The sequence below is a fragment of the Streptomyces sp. NPDC001700 genome, from assembly GCF_053596435.1.
On the sequence record NZ_JBSFGE010000002.1, the window covers coordinates 149,809 to 166,440 of the forward strand.

The window sequence follows — 16,632 nt, forward strand, 5'->3', positions numbered from 1 at the left end:
CCATACCGTCCACGCAACCGCTTCCGAGAATTATCGGGCTACTTCCGGAAGGCACGCGATGCGCATACCTCGGTCAAGGTCATCTCTCCGTGCGACGGGCCTCGCGGCGGCAGCCGCGCTCGCCCTCGGGGGAACGCTCAGCGGCTGCGGGAGCAGTGGGCCCGGGGGGTCAGGGGAGGGGGAGATCAGCGTCTGGGTCTACCAGGACCCCTCGACCAAGGTGCAGCGCGACGTCGTCGCACGCTTCAACAAGACCTCGAAGGTGAAGGTCAAGCTCACCCAGGTACCCGGCGACGGGTATTCGGACAAGCTGCGCACCTCGATGGGCACGCCCAACGCCCCCGAGGTGTTCTTCAACTGGGGCGGCGGCAGCATCAGCGAGTTCGTCGAGAAGGACATGCTGCTCGACCTCGGCCCCGCGATGAAGAAGGACCCGTCGCTGCGGAAGGGGTTCATCCCCTCGATCCTCGACGCGGGCGCGATCAACGGAAAGCATTACGGCGTCCCCATGCGCGGCATGCAGCCGGTGATCCTCTTCTACAACAAGGACGTGTTCAAGGAGGCGGGGGCCCAGCCCCCGAAGTCCTGGAACGACATCATCAAGCTCATCGGCACGTTCAAGGGCAAGGGCGTCACCCCCTTCGTCGTAGCCGGTACCGACCCATGGACCGAGATGATGTGGGTGGAGTACCTGGTGGACCGCTACGGCGGGGCCGGGGTCTTCAAGAAGATCCAGAGCGAGGGCAACGACGCCTGGGACGACCCCGCGGTGCTGAAGACGGCGCAGACGATCAAGGACCTGGTGGACCGCGGCGCGTTCGGCAAGAACTACAAGTCGGTCAACTACACGGCGGACGGCGCGTCCACGTACTTCGCCAAGGGCAAGGCCGCGATGCACCTCATGGGCAGCTGGGAGTACGCCAACCAGAAGGCCAATCAGCCCGAGTTCGCCAAGTCGGGCCTCGGCTGGACCACCTTCCCGGCCGTCCCCGGCGGCACCGGCGACCCCAAGAACGTCGTCGGCAACCCGACCAACTACTGGTCGATCAGCGGAAAGCTGAAGGGCAAGAAGCAGCAGGCGGCGATCGACTTCGTGAAGTTCGCGGCCAAACAGGACTACGCCAAGGCGCTGATCGCCAACGGTGACGTCCCCACCACCTCCGACGCGTCCTCGCTGCTGAACGGCCACGAGAACCCCACGTACGCGAAGTTCCAGTACGACATGGTGCGCGAGGCCCCGGACTTCACGCTCTCCTGGGACCAGGCGCTGCCCGCGAAGTACACGCCGCCCCTGCACACCAACATCCAGAAGCTGTTCAACGGACAGCTCAGCCCGACCGCGTTCGTCGATGCCCTGAAGGGCATGTGATGGCGAACGCCGCCACCGAACCCAAGGCCGCCACCGGGCACAAGAGCGTGGGGCGGCCGAGCGCCGCCTGGGCCCTGCCCGGCGCCCTGTTCTTCGTCTTCTTCGCCGTCGCCCCCATGATCCTCGTCGGCGCGCTGGCCTTCACCGACTGGGACGGCATCGGCACCCCGCAGTGGACCGGTGTCAGCAACTGGACCCGGCTGTGGGACGACCCCGACACCCACCAGGCCATCCGCCTCAGCCTCGTCCTCACCGTACTGACCTGGCTGGTCCAGACCCCGCTGGCGCTGCTGCTCGGGGTCTGGGCGGCCGGGCGGCAGCGCAACCGGGCCGTGCTGTCCGCGATCTTCTTCCTGCCGCTGCTGGGGTCGTCCGTCGCGCTCGCGCTGGTCTGGAAGTCGCTGCTGGACCCGAACTTCGGCCTGATCGCGGACATCGGCCCGGCGATCGGCTTCGCGGACGGCGATCTGCTGGGCAGCTCCACGGGCGCGTTCGGCGCGATCCTCTTCGTCACCGCGTGGCAGTTCATCCCACTGCACACGCTGATCTACCAGGGCGGCGCCCGCGCCGTCCCGCGCTCGCTCTACGACGCGGCGGCGATCGACGGCGCCGGCACCGTACGCCAGTTCTTCTCGATCACCCTCCCGCAGCTGCGGAACACCATCGTCACCTCGTCAGTGATCATGGTGGTGGGCGCGCTGACCTTCTTCGACACCGTCCTGATCCTCACCAAGGGCGGCCCCGGCACGGACACCACGATCCTGCCGTACCTGATGTACAGCAACGGCTTCAAGGCGTTCGACCTCGGCTACGCCAGCGCCCTCGCGACCATCCTGGTGATCGTCGCCACCACCGTCTCCCTGCTGCTGGTACGGCTCACCGGCTTCGCCGCGATGCGCAGCACGCGGGAGGGAATGTGAGCGACGTCCTGCACCGGCACCCCCAAGACGGCGTCCATGCGCCGAAGAGGACTCCGGCGGCGGTTCACCCCCGCCCCCGCCGCCGGGGTCTGCCCCGCTGGAACTACGCCGCCGGGCTCGGCTCGCTCATCTGGCTGGGCATCGTCGGACTGCCGCTGTACGTGCTGGTCGCGGCCACCTTCCAGAGCCGCGACGGCTATATCGACGACGGCCCGCTGGCCCTGCCCGACCGCCCCACCCTCACCAACTACCGGCGGGTGCTGGACTCCGGCTTCCCCCAGTACCTCCTCAACACCGCGCTGGTCACGGCCGTCTGCGCGGCCCTCGTGATCGTGCTGTCGGTGACCGTCGGCTACAGCGTCGTCCGCACCCGCAGCCGCGCCTCCCGCCGGATCTTCCAGATCTTCCTGCTCGGGCTCGCGATCCCCTCCCAAGCGGTGATCATCCCGATCTATCTGGTCATCACCAAGCTGCAGCTGTACGACACCCTCCTCGCCGTCATCCTGCCGACGGCCGCGTTCTCCCTCCCCGTCAGCGTGCTGATCCTGGTCGGCACGATGCGCGACATCGACGAGGAGCTGTACGAGTCGATGGCGCTGGACGGCGCGAGCCCGACCCGGGTGCTGCTCCAGCTGGTCGTACCGCTGTCCCGGTCCGGGATCTCCACGGTCGGGGTGATGTCCGCGCTGCACGCCTGGAACGGGTTCCTCTTCCCGCTGATCCTCACCCAGTCCAAGAGCAACCGGATGCTGACGCTGGGACTGTACGACTACGTCGGCGAGTTCCGGATGGACGCCCCGGCGGTGCTCACCGCGGTCGTACTGTCCATCCTCCCGATCTTCCTCGTGTATCTGTTCGCGCGGCGCCAGCTGATCAACGGTCTGATGGGCATGGGCGGCAAGTAGACCGCCTTCCACTTCGCCGCTCACCACAAGGAGCTTCATGCCTCACCCCTGGCAGGACACCTCCCTCCCCGCCGAGGACCGCGCGAACGATCTGCTCGCCCGGATGACGCTGGAGGAGAAGCTCGCCCAGCTCTACAGCGTGTGGCCGGGTTCGGAGAGCGAGGAGGGCGAGGACGTCGCCCCGCTCCAGCACGAGGTGGCGGAGGACGTGGACCTCGACGGCCTCCTCCCGCACGGCCTCGGCCAGCTGACCCGCCCCTTCGGCACCGCCCCCGTCGACCCCGCCGAGGGCGCCGCCGCGCTCGCCCGCACCCAGGCCCGTATCGCCGCCGCGAACCGCTTCGGGATTCCGGCGCTCGTCCACGAGGAGTGCCTGACCGGGTTCACCGCCTGGCGCGCCACCGTCTTCCCGACGCCGCTCGCCTGGGGTGCCTCGTTCGACCCGGCGCTGGTGGAGCGGGCCGCCGGGCAGATCGGCGGCTCGATGCGGTCGGTCGGCGTCCACCAGGGGCTCTCGCCCGTGCTGGACGTGGTGCGGGACGCGCGCTGGGGGCGTACGGAGGAGTCGATCGGCGAGGACCCGTACCTGGTGGCGACGGTGGGCACCGCGTACGTACGCGGCCTCGAATCCGCCGGGATCATCGCCACGCTCAAGCACTTCGCGGGCTACTCGGCCTCGCGGGGCGGCCGTAACCACGCGCCGGTCTCGATCGGCCCGCGCGAACTGGCGGAGATGATCCTGCCGCCGTTCGAGATGGCGCTGCGGGACGGCGGGGCCCGCTCCGTGATGCACTCCTACAACGACCTCGACGGCGTCCCCTCCGCCGCCAACCCGTGGCTGCTGACCGAACTGCTGCGGGAGCGGTGGGGCTTCACCGGCACCGTCGTCGCCGACTACTTCGGCGTCTCCTTCCTGGAGCTGGCCCACCGCGTCGCCGACTCCCCCGGGCGCGCCGCCGCCCTGGCGCTGGCGGCGGGCGTGGACGTCGAACTCCCCGCCGTCCGCTGCTACGGCACCCCGCTGCGGGACGCCGTACGGGCCGGGGAGGTGCCGGAGCGGCTGGTCGACCGGGCGCTGCGCCGGGTGCTCACCCAGAAGGCTGAACTGGGGCTGCTGGACCCGGACTGGTCCCAGGAGGCTCCGCGCCGCGTCGACCTCGACCCGCCCGCGATGCGGGCCGTCGCGCGGCAGCTGGCCGAGGAGTCCGTGGTGCTGCTCGCCAACGACGGCGATGTGCTGCCGCTGGCGCCCGACGCCCGCGTCGCCGTCGTCGGACCGCTCGCCGACGACCCGGCCGCCATGCTCGGCTGCTACACGTTCCCCCGCCACGTCGGCATCGAACACCCCGATCTGCCCATGGGTGTCGACGTGCCGACGCTGCTCGCCGCGCTCCGTGCCGAGCTGCCCGGCGCCCGGATCAGCCACGCCGAGGGGTGCGCCGCGCCCGGCCCGGCGCCCGCCGCGCAGGCCGGACCTGGTTCGGGGGGCGCGGCGGCGCTCACCGCCGAGAGCCGCCTGGCGCAGGCGGCGCGGATGGCGGCGGACGCCGAGGTGTGCGTGGCCGTGCTCGGCGACCGCTCCGGGCTCTTCGGGCGCGGCACCTCGGGCGAGGGGTGCGACGCCGCCGACCTCGAACTCCCCGGTGATCAGGGCGCGTTGCTCGACACACTGCTGGCCACCGGGACGCCCGTGGTGCTAGTGCTGCTCACCGGCCGCCCGTACGCCCTCGGCCGCTGGTCGGGGCTGCTGGCCGCCGCCGTGCAGGCGTTCTTCCCCGGCGAGGAGGGCGGTCCTGCGGTGGCCGGGGTGCTGGGCGGGCGGGTCGGCCCGTCCGGGCGGCTGCCGGTGAGCGTGCCGTACGCGCCCGGCGGCCAGCCGTGGACGTATCTGCAGCCCCCGCTCGGCCGCCTCGGCGAGGCCAGCACCGTCGACCCGACCCCGCTGTTCCCCTTCGGCCACGGGCTGACGTACACCTCGTTCGCCTGGGAGCGGCCGGAGGCGGACGCCGCCGAGGTGCCGACGGACGGCGAGACGACGGTACGGCTGACCGTGCGCAACACCGGCGAGCGGGCCGGGACCGAGGTCGTGCAGCTGTATCTGCACGATCCGGTGGCCCGCACCGCCCGCCCGGTGGCGCGGCTGGTCGGCTACACCCGGGTGCCGCTCGGGCCGGGCGAGTCGGCCGAGGTGCACTTCACCTTCCACGCCGACCTCGCCTCGTACCCGGCGGATCAGGACGGCACCCGGATCGTCGAACCGGGCGCGCTGGAGCTGCGGTTGGCGTCCTCCAGCGCCGACGCCGACGTACGCCACACCGTGCCGCTGACGCTGACCGGGCCGGAGCGCCGGGTGGACCACCGGCGGCGGCTGGTGTGCGAGGCGCGCGTGAAGTGACCGGTGGCCGGTGGGTGTCAGCTGGGCCGGTGGGTGTCAGCGCGGGCCCTCCCCCGCCTCCACCCGCGCCCAGCCTTCCGCGAACAGCTCGGGCAGCGTGCGGGTGGGCAGCGGAAGGGAGTCCTCCACGCGTCCGTCGTAGCCCAGCCGCAGACCGTGGAGGTCCGCCTTCCACACCTCGACCGGCTGGTAGGACTTCTTGGGCGCGGGCGCCCAATCGCCGGGCAGGAAGACCTGGCGACCGGCCCGGGCCCGCTTGTCCGCGACAGCGAGCCCCCGGTCGACCAGCGCGGCGGCGGCCTCCTGGTGCCGGGCGGACGTCCATCCGTTCCAGACGCGGACGCCACGGTCGGTCGGCCGGGGCAGGACCAGCAGCTGCAGATAGAGGACCGCCGGGTCCTGGTCGAGCCCCAGCTTCCCGGCGACCGACGCCACCACGCCGGGCGCCGAGGCCGCCGGATCGCTCTCGTACGCCCCGGCGGGCAGCGCCCCGGAGACGATCCGCTCGACCATGCGGGCGCAGACCGGGCCGCGCAGCCACTCCACGGCCTCCAGCTCACGGCGGCCGACCCCGGGCGCGGACGCCGCCGACAGCCGCTTGGAGCGCTCGTCGTCCCCGTAGAACGCCGGGCGGAAGTAGAGGCGGGTGTTGTCCCGGTAGCCACGGCGGTCGATCATGCCCTCGGCGCCGACCGTGAGCCCGTCGTCCACCGTGGCGACATCCAGCCGCTCCGGTCCGGCGTACGGGCTTCCGCCGAACACCTCGCGCAGCTCCGCGATCGGTTCGTCGGTCTGATGGCGGAAGTAGCCCGCGTCCAGCAGCAGTTCGGGGTGGTTGAGCCGGTCCTTCATGAGGCCGACGAAGCCGGGCACCCCGTCCCGGACCGGGTCCCCGGCGGGCAGCTCGGCGCTGGCCCAGGGAAGGTTGCGGACGGCGCCGCTCAGCAGCTCGTCGAACCGCACGATGTCGTACCGCTCGTCGGCCGCGGTGCATCCGTAGTCGGTCCTGCGGATCCAGGTGTCGAGGTCGGCGCGGAGCGTGGGCTCCCCGGCGGGGTCGGTGAACGCGGCGCAGAAGCGGCCCGCGGACAGCGGGAACGTCCCCCGCTCCACGACCGCGCTCAGCGTGCGCTCCGGGACGACGGTCCGCCGCCCGTACCGCGCCCGCCACGCCTCGGCGATCCGCTCGGCCACCGGCCGCATCCCGCCCGGCTCCCACAGCTCGGCGGGGTCCTCCGGCAGGACGCCCGCCAGCAGCTCCAGCCGCTCCGCCGCGCCGATCCCCGCCAACTCGCTGTTCGCGTCCTCGGCTTCGGCCGTCTTCAGCCGCAGCGTCGCCCGCTCGTCGGCGTCGAGGGTCGGGCGGTAGCTCAGGCTGACCATCCCGGCCAGCGCGAGCGACGCCGCCGCCCGGCCCAGCCCCGTACCGTCCCTGAGCAGGTCCACCGCCGCCCGGTCCCACGGCACGGGCCCCCGCTCCCGCACCAGCGCCACCAGCCGCCGCACCTGCTCCGCGCTGCCCCAGCCGCGCGGCGCCTCGGTGACCTCCGCGATCTCGCCGAGGCTCGGCGGCTCCGCGCCCCCGGTGCGCAGATCGACGAACCGGCTCCGCCGGTCCCTGCCCCACCCGACGCTGACGGCCGCCCCGCGCTCGTCACGCACCGCCGCCCGCTCGGTGACCACGATCCCGGTGCGCAGCCGGGCCGCCGGATCGGCGAACGGCGTCTCCGCCCACATCTCCAGCAGCGCCAGCTGCCGCTGCCGCCGCTCGTCCCGCGTGGGCGCGACGGCCGCCCGCAGCGCGACGGCCCCGATCCGCCCGATGAACCGCGCCCAGGACCCCTCACCGGCCTTCCCGGGCCCCTCCCCCGGCTCCACCCCTGTCTCCGCCGGATCCGCCGGATCCCACGCGCCCCGCAGATACGCCCCGGTCCGCTCGATGCCACCGAGCGCCCCGGGCCCCCAGTACCCCGTGCCGTCGATGAGCCCCGCCAGCGCGTGCACCAGCCAGCGGTCGTCCAGAGCGGCCCACGCGCGCGCGTCCGTCATCGACCCTCCCCCGTTCGATCGCGTCATGGGGAGATCCTCGCTCATGGGTACGACAACGGCGCTCGCAGTCCCCCTCGCACCTTCACCGCCGCGCGCTTAAGCTGTCGCCCCGCGCAACAGCTACCGGCGCGTACCGCAGGCCGCAGACCGCTGACCGCTGACCGCTGACGGCGAAGGAGTGCGTGATGAAGGGCTGGACCGCGAGCGACATCCCCGACCAGACCGGCCGCACCGCCGTGGTGACCGGCGCCAACAGCGGCCTCGGCTACGCCACCGCCCTCGAACTCGCCCGGCACGGCGCCCAGGTGGTGCTGGCCTGCCGGGACGCGGGGCGCGGCAAGGACGCCGAGGAACGCGTCCGTTCCGAGGTGCCGGGCGCGGCCGTCCGGGTGGCGCCGCTGGATCTGGCCGACCTGGCGTCCGTACGGGCCTTCGCCGCCGACCTCCCGGGCGACCGGCTCGATCTGCTGATCAACAACGCGGGCGTGATGGCCATCCCCTACCGCAGGACCGCCGACGGCTTCGAGACACAGTTCGGCGTCAACCACCTCGGTCACTTCGCACTCACCGGACTGCTGCTCCCGAAGCTGCTGGCGGCCGGGCCGGGCGCCCGCGTGGTCACCGTGTCCAGCTTCATGCACCTGCTGGGCACGGTCGATCCGGCCGACCTCTCCATGCAGCGCAGATACCGGCGTTGGGCCGCCTACGCGCGCTCCAAGAGCGCCAACCTCCTCTTCACCCACGAACTGGCCCACCGCCTGCGCACCGCGAACGCCCTCTTGGTGGCGGCCGCCGCGCACCCCGGTTACGCCGCCACCAACCTCATGTCCGTCGCACCGAGGATGCGGGGCCGCCGGGCCACCGAACGCTTCATGGCCATCGGCAACCGCTACTTCGCCCAGCCCGCACACCGAGGCGCCCTCCCCACCCTCTACGCGGCCACCGCCCCCGACGTCCACCAGGACGACTACTTCGGCCCACCCCTCCAGGGCCTCCGCCCCGGCTCCCCCACCCACGCGACCCGCGCCAAGTGGACCCTCAGCGACAAGGCCTCCCGCCAGCTGTGGGCAGCCTCGGAGCAACTGACGGGCGTGCGGTACGCGGCCCTCACATAAGCCGCTGCGGGCAGGGGATCTCGGGCCGCATCCGGTGCGGCCCGCACGCGACCAGGCAGACGGACAGAAACCGCTGCCCCGTCAGATACCACCCCCCGACGACATCCTCCCCGGCCTTAACGGCACCGACCGCGCGAGCCGCCGCGCCCGCTACCGCTCCGTGCGCGTGCGCCTGGCTTTCGAACCAGTCGACTGCCTCGGCGGGGTCGGTCCAGGTCCCTTGGATGAACGACGGCGGCTTCAGCAGCCAATGCGCCACCTCCAGCGGAACGACCTTGCTGGACGTGAACTCGGGGTGGATGGGCCGCCGCGGCCCGTCCTTCGACAACTCATGACCGGAGCCGAGCCAGGTGTAGCCGTGGTGATGGTGCACATGCGCCGCCTTCGCTGACCGCGCGGGCAGTCCCGGCACGCCGACCGGGACTGCCGCGCCTACCGGAGTTACTGACGGCCGCAGCCGTCACCGCCACCGCAGCCGCCGCCCGAAGGGGGTGACGGCGCGTCGGTGTCGGGCATGGTGTCGCCGTCGTCCGGGTCCTGCCGTAAGACGGTCTTGTGTCCTGCCAGCCGCATCGGGATGATTCCCTCCTGTGCTGTCGGCGCGTGGGCTCTCCGCACGCCGTCGTGCACGTGCACCCGTTCCGGCTGGGCTCGACCTGCCAGGGCTCCGGTCCAGTCGGTACGGGGGTCTGAGCGCCGTCTACGGCGAGGTGGCGTTCTTCGTCTGCTCCTCCAGCGCCGCCCGCATCAGGACCTCGGCGAGCCGGTTCGCGCTGTCGAGCGGAATGCGGCCGAGGGCCACCAACGGATAGCCGGACACGGTGAGTTCGCCGCGCAGGGTGGGCCAGTACAGCTCCCCGCCTTTGGCGCCGTGCGGCTCGTCAGGGGTGAAGCCGAGGCGCCCCAATGCCTGGCGTAGCAATTCGGCCACGGCCTGGGCTTCGGCTCTGGGCGTGGCGCACTCATCGGCACCCATCGCCTCGATGTCCTGTTCGCGGATTCTCATCGGTCACCTCTCCCGCCGTTTCTGCGTGAACGGGACGTTAGGGACAAGGGACCGGGGAGCGCGGGCGATGTTCTCGAATGTTCTCGCCTACCGGCGGGATGTTCTTGATTGATCTCACGTAGGGTCATGAAAGGCATACCGAGCGCACGCATAGGTGCGGCATGCTCGTGGCGTCCAGATCAACCAGGGAGGACGTGATCATGGCGCGACGACTGCGCTTCAACGGCACGGACAGCAAGAGCGGTTCGTGCCCTGCCGTTCACGAGGACCTTGACACTGGTGAAATCATCGTCCAGGGAACACCGCTCACCGATCTCGAGGACATCGCCCAGCTTCAGCACCTGGGCACTGGGGACGCAGCGGTGATCGTCCCGCGCGAACTGCTCGTCAACCACGGCCCCAAGGAGATCGACCGCGTGCCCAAGCTGATCGACTCGGAAGAGTTCAGGAAGCTCTTCGAGACCTTCGAGCACTCGGCCTGGCACCTTGAGACGCGACACGGCTACGCGTCCGACCGCGAGGACGACTCCTATGTGGCTTTCGTCGAGACAGGCATCGCCACATGGGACCTCGATAGCGAGTGGTGCACGAACATGCGGCGCCAGACGTCACAGGGCAAGCACGTCGGCCGGGTCCGCGTCGTCGACGACCCGCCGACCACTGGACAGCTCTTCCTGCTCGACTACGCGAAATGCAACGCCGCCACAGGTGAGGACGTACGCAATCTCTGGCGCGGCGAGGCCGACCGACTGCGACTGCCCGCCGAGGACTTCTGGATCTTCGACTCCCGGCTCGTCGCTCTCCTCAACTTCGATGACGACGACACACTGCTCAATGTCGAGGTGATCACGGAACCCGCAGAGGTCCTGCGGTACTGCCAGGTGCGTGACGCGGCAATGCATCGCGCCATCCCATACGACCAGTTCGCGGCAGAGGTGGCCGCGAACAGCTAGCGAGCGGTATCGGTGAGCACTGACTTTCAACAGGCACGGGTAGCCCTGGGAGCGCGGCTTCGGGAGCTGCGTGCGTCATGTCCTGGAGGCCGACTCACCGGTACACAACTCGCCGAGCGCCTGGGCTGGCCGCACTCCAAGATCTACAAGCTGGAGAACGGGCGCCAGACCGCGTCGGCGGACGACCTGCGTGCCTGGGCGGCCGCGACCGATCAGCCGGAGACCGCACAGGAGCTGCAGTCCCGGCTGAGCGGCCTCGAGTCCCAGATCCGATCGTGGCGCCGCCAACTCGCCGCCGGGCACAAGCCCGTACAGGACACGATCAACGCCGAGCACCAACGCTCCACCACACTGCACGGCTGGGAAAACTGTCTCGTGGTGGGCTTGCTCCAGACGCCCGACTACGCACGATCCGTCTTCACCCAGAACGCAGACCTGCACAAGTCTCCACGCGACACCGAATCCGCGGTACGCGGTCGGCTGCAGCGCCAGCAAGGGCTGTACGACTCGCGCAAGCGGTACCACATCCTCATGTGGGAAGGAGCGCTCCGCGCTCGCGTCTGCCCGCCCTCGGTGCTCGCAGCCCAGCTCGATCGACTCATGAGCGTCATCGGACTGGACACGGTAGAGCTGGGCATCGTGCCGTTCACGGCAGCTCTGAAGATCCAACCCGCTAACGGATTCTGGGTTCACGACGAAAGACTGGTCCTCGTCGAGGACTGGCACGCCGAGCTATGGATCAACGACGCCGACAGCATCGCCCTCTACCTCCGCGCCTGGAACGCCCTCCGCGAATCCGCCGTCTTCGGCGCCGACGCCCACCGCCTCATCCACGAGGCCCGGCGGACACTGATCGGGTAATGTGGCGTCACCCGTACGCACCAAGGAGGTGAGACCCATCAACGCCAGTTCAGGCTGGGTACTCCCTCAAGGATTCGCGGGATAGCTGACCGTCGGGAGCGCCCTCGGGGATTCCGAAAGGCTTCCATGTCGGCACCTTCCATCATCGCCTTTTCCGACGTCGTCGCCCGGCTCCGCGCCGCCGGGTGTGTGTTCGCCGAGGACGAGGCGCGGCTGATCCTTTCCACGGCTCGCACCGCCGACGAAACAGACGGCATGGTGGAGCGGCGCGCCGCCGGGTTGCCGCTGGAGCATGTGCTCGGCTGGGCGGAGTTCCGGGGGCTGCGGTTTTCCGTCGACGCCGGGGTGTTCGTACCACGGCGGCGTACGGAGTTCCTGGTCGAGCGGGCGGCCGCGCTGGCGCGGCCCGGGGCGGTGGTGGTCGATCTGTGCTGCGGGTCGGGCGCGCTCGGGGCCGCGCTGGTGGCGGCGCTGGGCGGGCGGGCCGAGTGGTACGCGGCCGACATCGACCCGGCCGCGGTGCGCTGTGCCCGCCGCAATGTGGAGCCCGCGGGGGGCACCGTATACGAGGGCGATCTGTACGAGCCGCTGCCCGCCACCGCACTGCGCGGCCGGGTCGATGTGCTGCTGGCGAATGTGCCGTACGTCCCCACCCGGGAGGTCGGGCTGCTGCCGCCCGAGGCGCGCGTCCATGAGGCGCGGGTGGCGCTGGACGGGGGCGCGGACGGGCTGGACGTACTGCGCCGGGTGACCGCCGGGGCACCGGGGTGGCTGGCACCGGGCGGCAGTCTGCTGTTCGAGACGAGCGAGCGGCAGGCGTCGCGCGCGCTCGACATCGTCAGGGGCGATGGGCTGGTCCCGCGCGTGGAGGTGTGTGAGGAGCGGGAGGCCACGGTGGTGATCGGGACCGTCAGCCGCTGAGAGGTTCAGATCTCCAGGTCGGCTTCGATCTTTCTCAGCTGGTGGCGGGCCATCGCGAGGTTCGCGCGTCCGGAGTCCAGGACGAGGTAGAGGAAGAGGCCGTTGCCGCCGCGGCTCTTGAGCAGCCGTATCAGGTGGTACTGGGTGCCCAGGGTGATGAGGATGTCCTCGATCTCGTCCTGGATGCCGAGGTGTTCCATGGTGCGCAGCTTGGCGCGGACGACGTCGGTGTTACCGGCGGCCGCCACGTTCAGGTCGAAGTTCGCGCTGCCTCCGAGGGTGCCCAGCGCCATCCCGCTGGTGTAGTCGACGAGCGCGGCTCCGGTGGCGCCCTCGATCGACGAGAGCGCGTCCTTCAGTGCTGCTTCGGTGTTCGACATGACGGGTGTCGTTCCCTTCGTGTTGCGGTGTGGTGCGGTGCGGTGGGCTGCGGTCAGCGGGTGCGGGACCCGCCGCCGCGTCGGGAGGTGGGCCGTACGGGCAAGGGAGGGGCATCGGTGGCGGCGGGTGGCTGTTCGCGGGGGCGGTCCGGCTGCTGGGCGGTGGCCTGGAGCAGTTCGCTGACGCGGCGGCTGGAGCGGCGTCCTTCCAGGTGCAGTCGGCCGACGTTCACCTGTCCCTCGGCCAGCAGGGTCAGCACGGCGGACGGTCCGGCGGCGTAGGTGGCCAGATAGCCGCGGTCGCTGCGGATGAGGAGTTCGCGGAAGCCGCCCTGCCCGGTGGCGTCGGTGAGCCGTAGGGCGATGCCCAGCGCGGCCGCGGTGAGGGCGGCCACTCCTTCCGGCTCGACACCCCGGGTGTCCTGCGCCAGTACGAGGCCGTCGGCGCTGGCCGCGAGCGCGCCGGTCAGCTGCGGCATGCGCGACCGGAGCCGGTGGAGTTCGTCGAGGATTTCGGCCTCGGCCGACATGAGCTGTCTCCTTTCGGCACGCTGTCTGAGCGCGCGGATCACAGGCCCTCCAGCGCGTTCCTGAGGCGGCGCAGGAGGCTGATGTCGGGGCCGGTGGTGGATGTGGCAGCAGTGCGGGGCTGCGGGGCGGCCACGGGGCCGGGCCGCCGCGGAGGCCGCCGGGTCGGTGGCTGCCGGGCCGGTGGCTGCCGGGTCGGTGGCTGCCGGGTCGGTGCCTGCCGGGTCGGCGTCACGATCCCGGCGGCGACGAGACGGCGTACGTCCACGAGCGTGTGGAAGGCGGGGCGGCCCAGGAGGCGGGAGATGTCGGCCGCGGTGCACACCCCGTCGACGTGGTCGAGGACCGCGCGCTGCCGCGACGGCACGTTCGCGTCGAGGGCGCGAGGGGTCCGTACGAGCGGTTCGGTGTCCGCTTCCCCCTCCGGCCAGATCTCGCGCAGCAGCTCCCGTCGCCGCGAGGCCTCCCGCTGCACCGCGCCGACCGGCACGGGGCGCACGGCTCCCATCCAGTGGGCGGCCCCGGACCGGAAGCGGGCCGGGCCACCGCCGGGGGCGAGGACGAAGAACGCCGCGTCGTACAGCGCCCCGAGGTGGCACAGCTCCAGCGCCCCTTCGGGGAAGCGGCCGCTGTCCACCAGAAACCGCCCGACCCGCTGTTCGGGTCCGGCCTCGGCAAGGGCCTGCCGCCACTCCTCGGTGGACAGGGCGCCGCCCGCCGTGAGCAGCAGCCCGAGATCGGGGGTCTCCGGGCTCTCCGCGTGGATGACGTGTCCGCCCGCGAGATGGAGCGTGCCCCGCTCCCGCATGAACGTGCCGGTGGCCTTCTCGGCGGCGAGCCGGTGCAGCAAGGCGCTCACCCCAGAACCAGTTGCCGCGCCATCTCGCCCAGCCGGATGCGGGCGAGGGCGAGATTGCCCTCCGTACGGCCGAGCCACAGATGCAGGAACACACTGCTGTCGAAGGTGGTGCGGACGAACTGGAGGACGTGGTAGCTGTCCCGATTGCTGACGATCACGTCGTGCACAGGCGTGCCGTCATCGGGCCCGTCGGGCCCACCGGATCCCTCGGACCAGTCGGAGCCGTCGGCCGGGGCGAAGGACGGGTATTCCGCCGCCATCCGCGCGAGTTCCGCCGTCTCGGCCGCCGTGGCCTCGTGGTCGCCGCTCGGCGACTCCCCGACCGTGCCCAGCGCCAGACCGCTGGTCCAGTCGACCACGGCGGCACCCCGGGCACCGGGCAGTTTCATGGCCTCCAGCAGACACTCATCGATTCCGGGCACCGTGACATCCCTCCCCGTGGGCGTCGAATGAATATGGAGAACCTAGACTCCGCATGTGGGGAAGTTGTGAAGGCACGGGTAAATTTCCGTGGAACCTGTGACTAATGAGTAGCCGATGTAGTTGTTCTGAAATTCCGTCAGGGAATTCCGTCAATCATTGACGAACCGGGCCATATTGATGGCCGATACGGCGGTCCAGCGCGCGGCGGGCGCCCTCGAGGGCGGGGCCGGTGGCCCGCCGGGCGGACGCGGCGTCGGGGTGGCCGAGCGCGTCCGCGATGTCGCCCCAGGTGCGGCCCGAGGCGAGCAGCGCGTGAACGGCGGCGCCGAGCGCGTGGTCGGTGGCTCGGCTGGCCTCACCGATCCGGCTCAGGGTGGCGAGCAGATCGGGTGCGGTGTGGGCGGCGTCGGTGTGGTGGCCGACGAGGGCGAGCGACTGGTCCGCGGTCACCCACCAGTCGGCGGGAGTGGGGTGTTCTGGAGTCACGGTCACCCGGCCATCGTAGGCTCAGAGGACCGCTGAGTGGGTCACGTGGTCCGAACAGCGGACCTTCCATGACGAGGCTCACGCCTCGATGCGTTCCACCCGGTCGATGAGCAGCGCGTACGCCACCAGACCCACGGCGACGACGATGGCGATGTAGCCGAGCGCCCAGGTGAAGGAGCCGGTCGCGTCGACGATGAAGCCGATGACGAGCGGGGTGAGCACACCGCCCGCGTTGGCCATGAAGTTGAAGACGCCGCCGCCGGTGCCGGTGAGCCGCCGTGGGACGGAGTCCGCGAACAGCGCCCAGCTGTTCTGCATCAGCCCCTGCGCGAAGAACGCGATCGACATGAAGGTGATGACAAGCGGGGCGGAGTCGGTGAAGTTCGCGCAGACGATGATCGAGGCGAGTACGAAGCCGATCATCACCGGAAGCTTGCGGGCGACCGTACGGGACCGGCCGTTGTTCAGCATCCGGTCCGACCAGGCGCCGCCCGCCAGCGTGCCGACGAGCGCCGCGAGATAGGGAGCGGAGGCCCAGAACCCGGCCTTGATGATGCCCATCCCCTTCTCCTCCACCAGATAGCTGGGGAACCAGGTGAGGAAGAAGAAGAGGACGGAGGCGCTGGCGAACTGGCCGATGTACATGCCCCACAGCCGCTTGTTGGTGAGCAGCACCCGCAGATCGGCGCGCAGGGTGGAGAGTTCCGCCTCGGACGCGTTCTCCACGGCGGCCGCCGACTCCTGCTCGTCGGGCTGCTGGATGTGGGCCAGTTCCTCGACGCTCACCTTCGGGCTCTGCTCGGGACGGTCGTACACCCGGCGGAACCAGACGACGGAGAAGAGCAGCCCGACCGCCCCGGTGACCAGGAACACCGAGCGCCAGCCGAAGTGGACGGTGAGCAGCGACAGCGCGGGCGCGGCGACCGCGAGCCCGATGTACTCGCCGGAGGTGTACGTGGCGGTGGCCCGCCCGCGCTCGCTGCCCGGGAACCAGTTGACGACCAGGCGGTTGTTGGACGGGAACGCCGGTGCCTCGAAGGCGCCGAGCGCGACCCGGATCCCGACGAGCGAGCCGAAACCGCGCGAGAGGACGACGGCGGCGGTGGCGAGGGACCAGCCGATCAGGGCGTATCCGAAGGCCAGCTTGGCGCCGATCTTGTCGATGAGACGGCCGGTGGGGATCTGCAGCAGCAGATAGGCCCAGCCGAAGGAGGAGAGCAGGATGCCCTGCTGGGTGGCGGTGAGGTGGAGGTCGTCCTTGATGTGCGGGAGGGCGACCGAAAGGTTCGTGCGGTCCAGGTAGTTGATCGCGGTGATGATGAAGAGGGAGGTGAGCAGCCCGTAGCGGGCCCGGCTGACGGCCGGGCGGGCGGAGTCGGGGACGAGGGGCGGGGGCGCGGCGGTGGCGGGCGTGCCGGTGGTGCTCATGATGAGACTCCTTCGTCTCAGAAAGAGGCGCGGG

The 16,632-nt window shown here is 71.1% G+C and carries 18 protein-coding genes; 8 read left to right on the forward strand and 10 right to left on the reverse strand.

Translation table 11 applies throughout. The features are described from left to right. Window positions 1-58: 58 nt before the first annotated feature. The 4 genes from ACWC5C_RS04125 to ACWC5C_RS04140 are packed head-to-tail and all read left to right on the forward strand — an operon-like array spanning window position 59 to window position 5,589. Window positions 59-1,369, forward strand: coding sequence for an ABC transporter substrate-binding protein (locus ACWC5C_RS04125; protein WP_450873502.1), 1,311 nt, complete (start codon window positions 59-61; stop codon window positions 1,367-1,369). Continuing rightward, window positions 1,369-2,289 carry a carbohydrate ABC transporter permease gene (locus ACWC5C_RS04130; RefSeq protein WP_450873504.1) on the forward strand — a complete coding sequence of 307 codons (921 nt, stop codon included), beginning with the start codon at window positions 1,369-1,371 and terminating at the stop codon, window positions 2,287-2,289. Before ACWC5C_RS04125 ends, ACWC5C_RS04130 begins: the two co-directional genes overlap by 1 nt. Next, the gene (locus tag ACWC5C_RS04135; RefSeq protein ID WP_450873506.1) at window positions 2,286-3,194 is read left to right on the forward strand and encodes a carbohydrate ABC transporter permease; all 909 of its coding nucleotides are present in this window, start codon (window positions 2,286-2,288) and stop codon (window positions 3,192-3,194) included. Before ACWC5C_RS04130 ends, ACWC5C_RS04135 begins: the two co-directional genes overlap by 4 nt. 37 nt (window positions 3,195-3,231) lie before the next feature. After that, window positions 3,232-5,589: a beta-xylosidase/alpha-l-arabinosidase gene (locus ACWC5C_RS04140; RefSeq protein ID WP_450873508.1), complete on the forward strand. Its 2,358-nt coding sequence runs from the start codon at window positions 3,232-3,234 to the stop codon at window positions 5,587-5,589. Window positions 5,590-5,625: 36 nt separating this feature from the next. Here the strand turns inward: ACWC5C_RS04140 and ACWC5C_RS04145 are convergent, their stop codons facing one another. Further along, a complete protein-coding gene (locus ACWC5C_RS04145) occupies window positions 5,626-7,638 on the reverse strand; it encodes a hypothetical protein (RefSeq protein WP_450873509.1) in 2,013 nt (670 codons plus the stop codon). 185 nt (window positions 7,639-7,823) lie between these two features. Between ACWC5C_RS04145 and ACWC5C_RS04150 the strand changes: the two genes are divergently transcribed. Next, window positions 7,824-8,753 (forward strand): oxidoreductase, encoded by a 930-nt coding sequence (locus ACWC5C_RS04150; protein WP_450873511.1) that lies wholly within the window; start codon window positions 7,824-7,826, stop codon window positions 8,751-8,753. Here ACWC5C_RS04150 and ACWC5C_RS04155 read toward each other — a convergent pair. The 3 genes from ACWC5C_RS04155 to ACWC5C_RS04165 all read right to left on the reverse strand — a co-directional run bounded on the left by ACWC5C_RS04155 (window position 8,746) and on the right by ACWC5C_RS04165 (window position 9,759). Next, entirely contained in the window at window positions 8,746-9,126 is a 381-nt protein-coding gene (locus tag ACWC5C_RS04155) for a hypothetical protein (RefSeq protein ID WP_450873512.1), read from the reverse strand. The genes ACWC5C_RS04150 and ACWC5C_RS04155 overlap by 8 nt on opposite strands. A gap of 68 nt (window positions 9,127-9,194) precedes the next feature. Then, the gene (locus ACWC5C_RS04160; RefSeq protein ID WP_385435985.1) at window positions 9,195-9,326 is read right to left on the reverse strand and encodes a hypothetical protein; all 132 of its coding nucleotides are present in this window, start codon (window positions 9,324-9,326) and stop codon (window positions 9,195-9,197) included. Window positions 9,327-9,453: 127 nt separating this feature from the next. Next, window positions 9,454-9,759 carry a hypothetical protein gene (locus tag ACWC5C_RS04165; protein ID WP_450873514.1) on the reverse strand — a complete coding sequence of 102 codons (306 nt, stop codon included), beginning with the start codon at window positions 9,757-9,759 and terminating at the stop codon, window positions 9,454-9,456. 200 nt (window positions 9,760-9,959) lie between these two features. Between ACWC5C_RS04165 and ACWC5C_RS04170 the strand changes: the two genes are divergently transcribed. The 3 genes from ACWC5C_RS04170 to ACWC5C_RS04180 all read left to right on the forward strand — a co-directional run bounded on the left by ACWC5C_RS04170 (window position 9,960) and on the right by ACWC5C_RS04180 (window position 12,494). Further along, window positions 9,960-10,712, forward strand: coding sequence for a DUF6879 family protein (locus ACWC5C_RS04170; RefSeq protein WP_450873516.1), 753 nt, complete (start codon window positions 9,960-9,962; stop codon window positions 10,710-10,712). A gap of 12 nt (window positions 10,713-10,724) precedes the next feature. Next, a complete protein-coding gene (locus ACWC5C_RS04175) occupies window positions 10,725-11,573 on the forward strand; it encodes a helix-turn-helix domain-containing protein (protein WP_450873517.1) in 849 nt (282 codons plus the stop codon). A 126-nt stretch (window positions 11,574-11,699) separates the two neighbouring features. Next, window positions 11,700-12,494 carry a putative protein N(5)-glutamine methyltransferase gene (locus tag ACWC5C_RS04180; protein ID WP_450873519.1) on the forward strand — a complete coding sequence of 265 codons (795 nt, stop codon included), beginning with the start codon at window positions 11,700-11,702 and terminating at the stop codon, window positions 12,492-12,494. Between the two features lie 5 nt (window positions 12,495-12,499). On the opposite strand, the gene ACWC5C_RS04185 is transcribed toward ACWC5C_RS04180, so the two are convergent. The 6 genes from ACWC5C_RS04185 to ACWC5C_RS04210 form a co-directional block, all read right to left on the reverse strand. Further along, a complete protein-coding gene (locus tag ACWC5C_RS04185) occupies window positions 12,500-12,874 on the reverse strand; it encodes a hypothetical protein (RefSeq protein WP_450873521.1) in 375 nt (124 codons plus the stop codon). A gap of 53 nt (window positions 12,875-12,927) precedes the next feature. Then, the gene (locus tag ACWC5C_RS04190) at window positions 12,928-13,404 is read right to left on the reverse strand and encodes a roadblock/LC7 domain-containing protein (protein ID WP_450873523.1); all 477 of its coding nucleotides are present in this window, start codon (window positions 13,402-13,404) and stop codon (window positions 12,928-12,930) included. A 38-nt stretch (window positions 13,405-13,442) separates the two neighbouring features. Continuing rightward, window positions 13,443-14,252, reverse strand: a complete 810-nt coding sequence (locus tag ACWC5C_RS04195) for a transcriptional regulator (protein WP_450873990.1) — start codon at window positions 14,250-14,252, stop codon at window positions 13,443-13,445. Window positions 14,253-14,257: 5 nt separating this feature from the next. After that, window positions 14,258-14,683: a hypothetical protein gene (locus ACWC5C_RS04200; RefSeq protein WP_450873525.1), complete on the reverse strand. Its 426-nt coding sequence runs from the start codon at window positions 14,681-14,683 to the stop codon at window positions 14,258-14,260. Between the two features lie 154 nt (window positions 14,684-14,837). Continuing rightward, window positions 14,838-15,176 carry a hypothetical protein gene (locus ACWC5C_RS04205; RefSeq protein WP_450873527.1) on the reverse strand — a complete coding sequence of 113 codons (339 nt, stop codon included), beginning with the start codon at window positions 15,174-15,176 and terminating at the stop codon, window positions 14,838-14,840. A gap of 72 nt (window positions 15,177-15,248) precedes the next feature. Next, window positions 15,249-16,598, reverse strand: coding sequence for an MFS transporter (locus tag ACWC5C_RS04210; RefSeq protein ID WP_450873529.1), 1,350 nt, complete (start codon window positions 16,596-16,598; stop codon window positions 15,249-15,251). Between the last annotated feature and the right edge of the window lie 34 nt (window positions 16,599-16,632).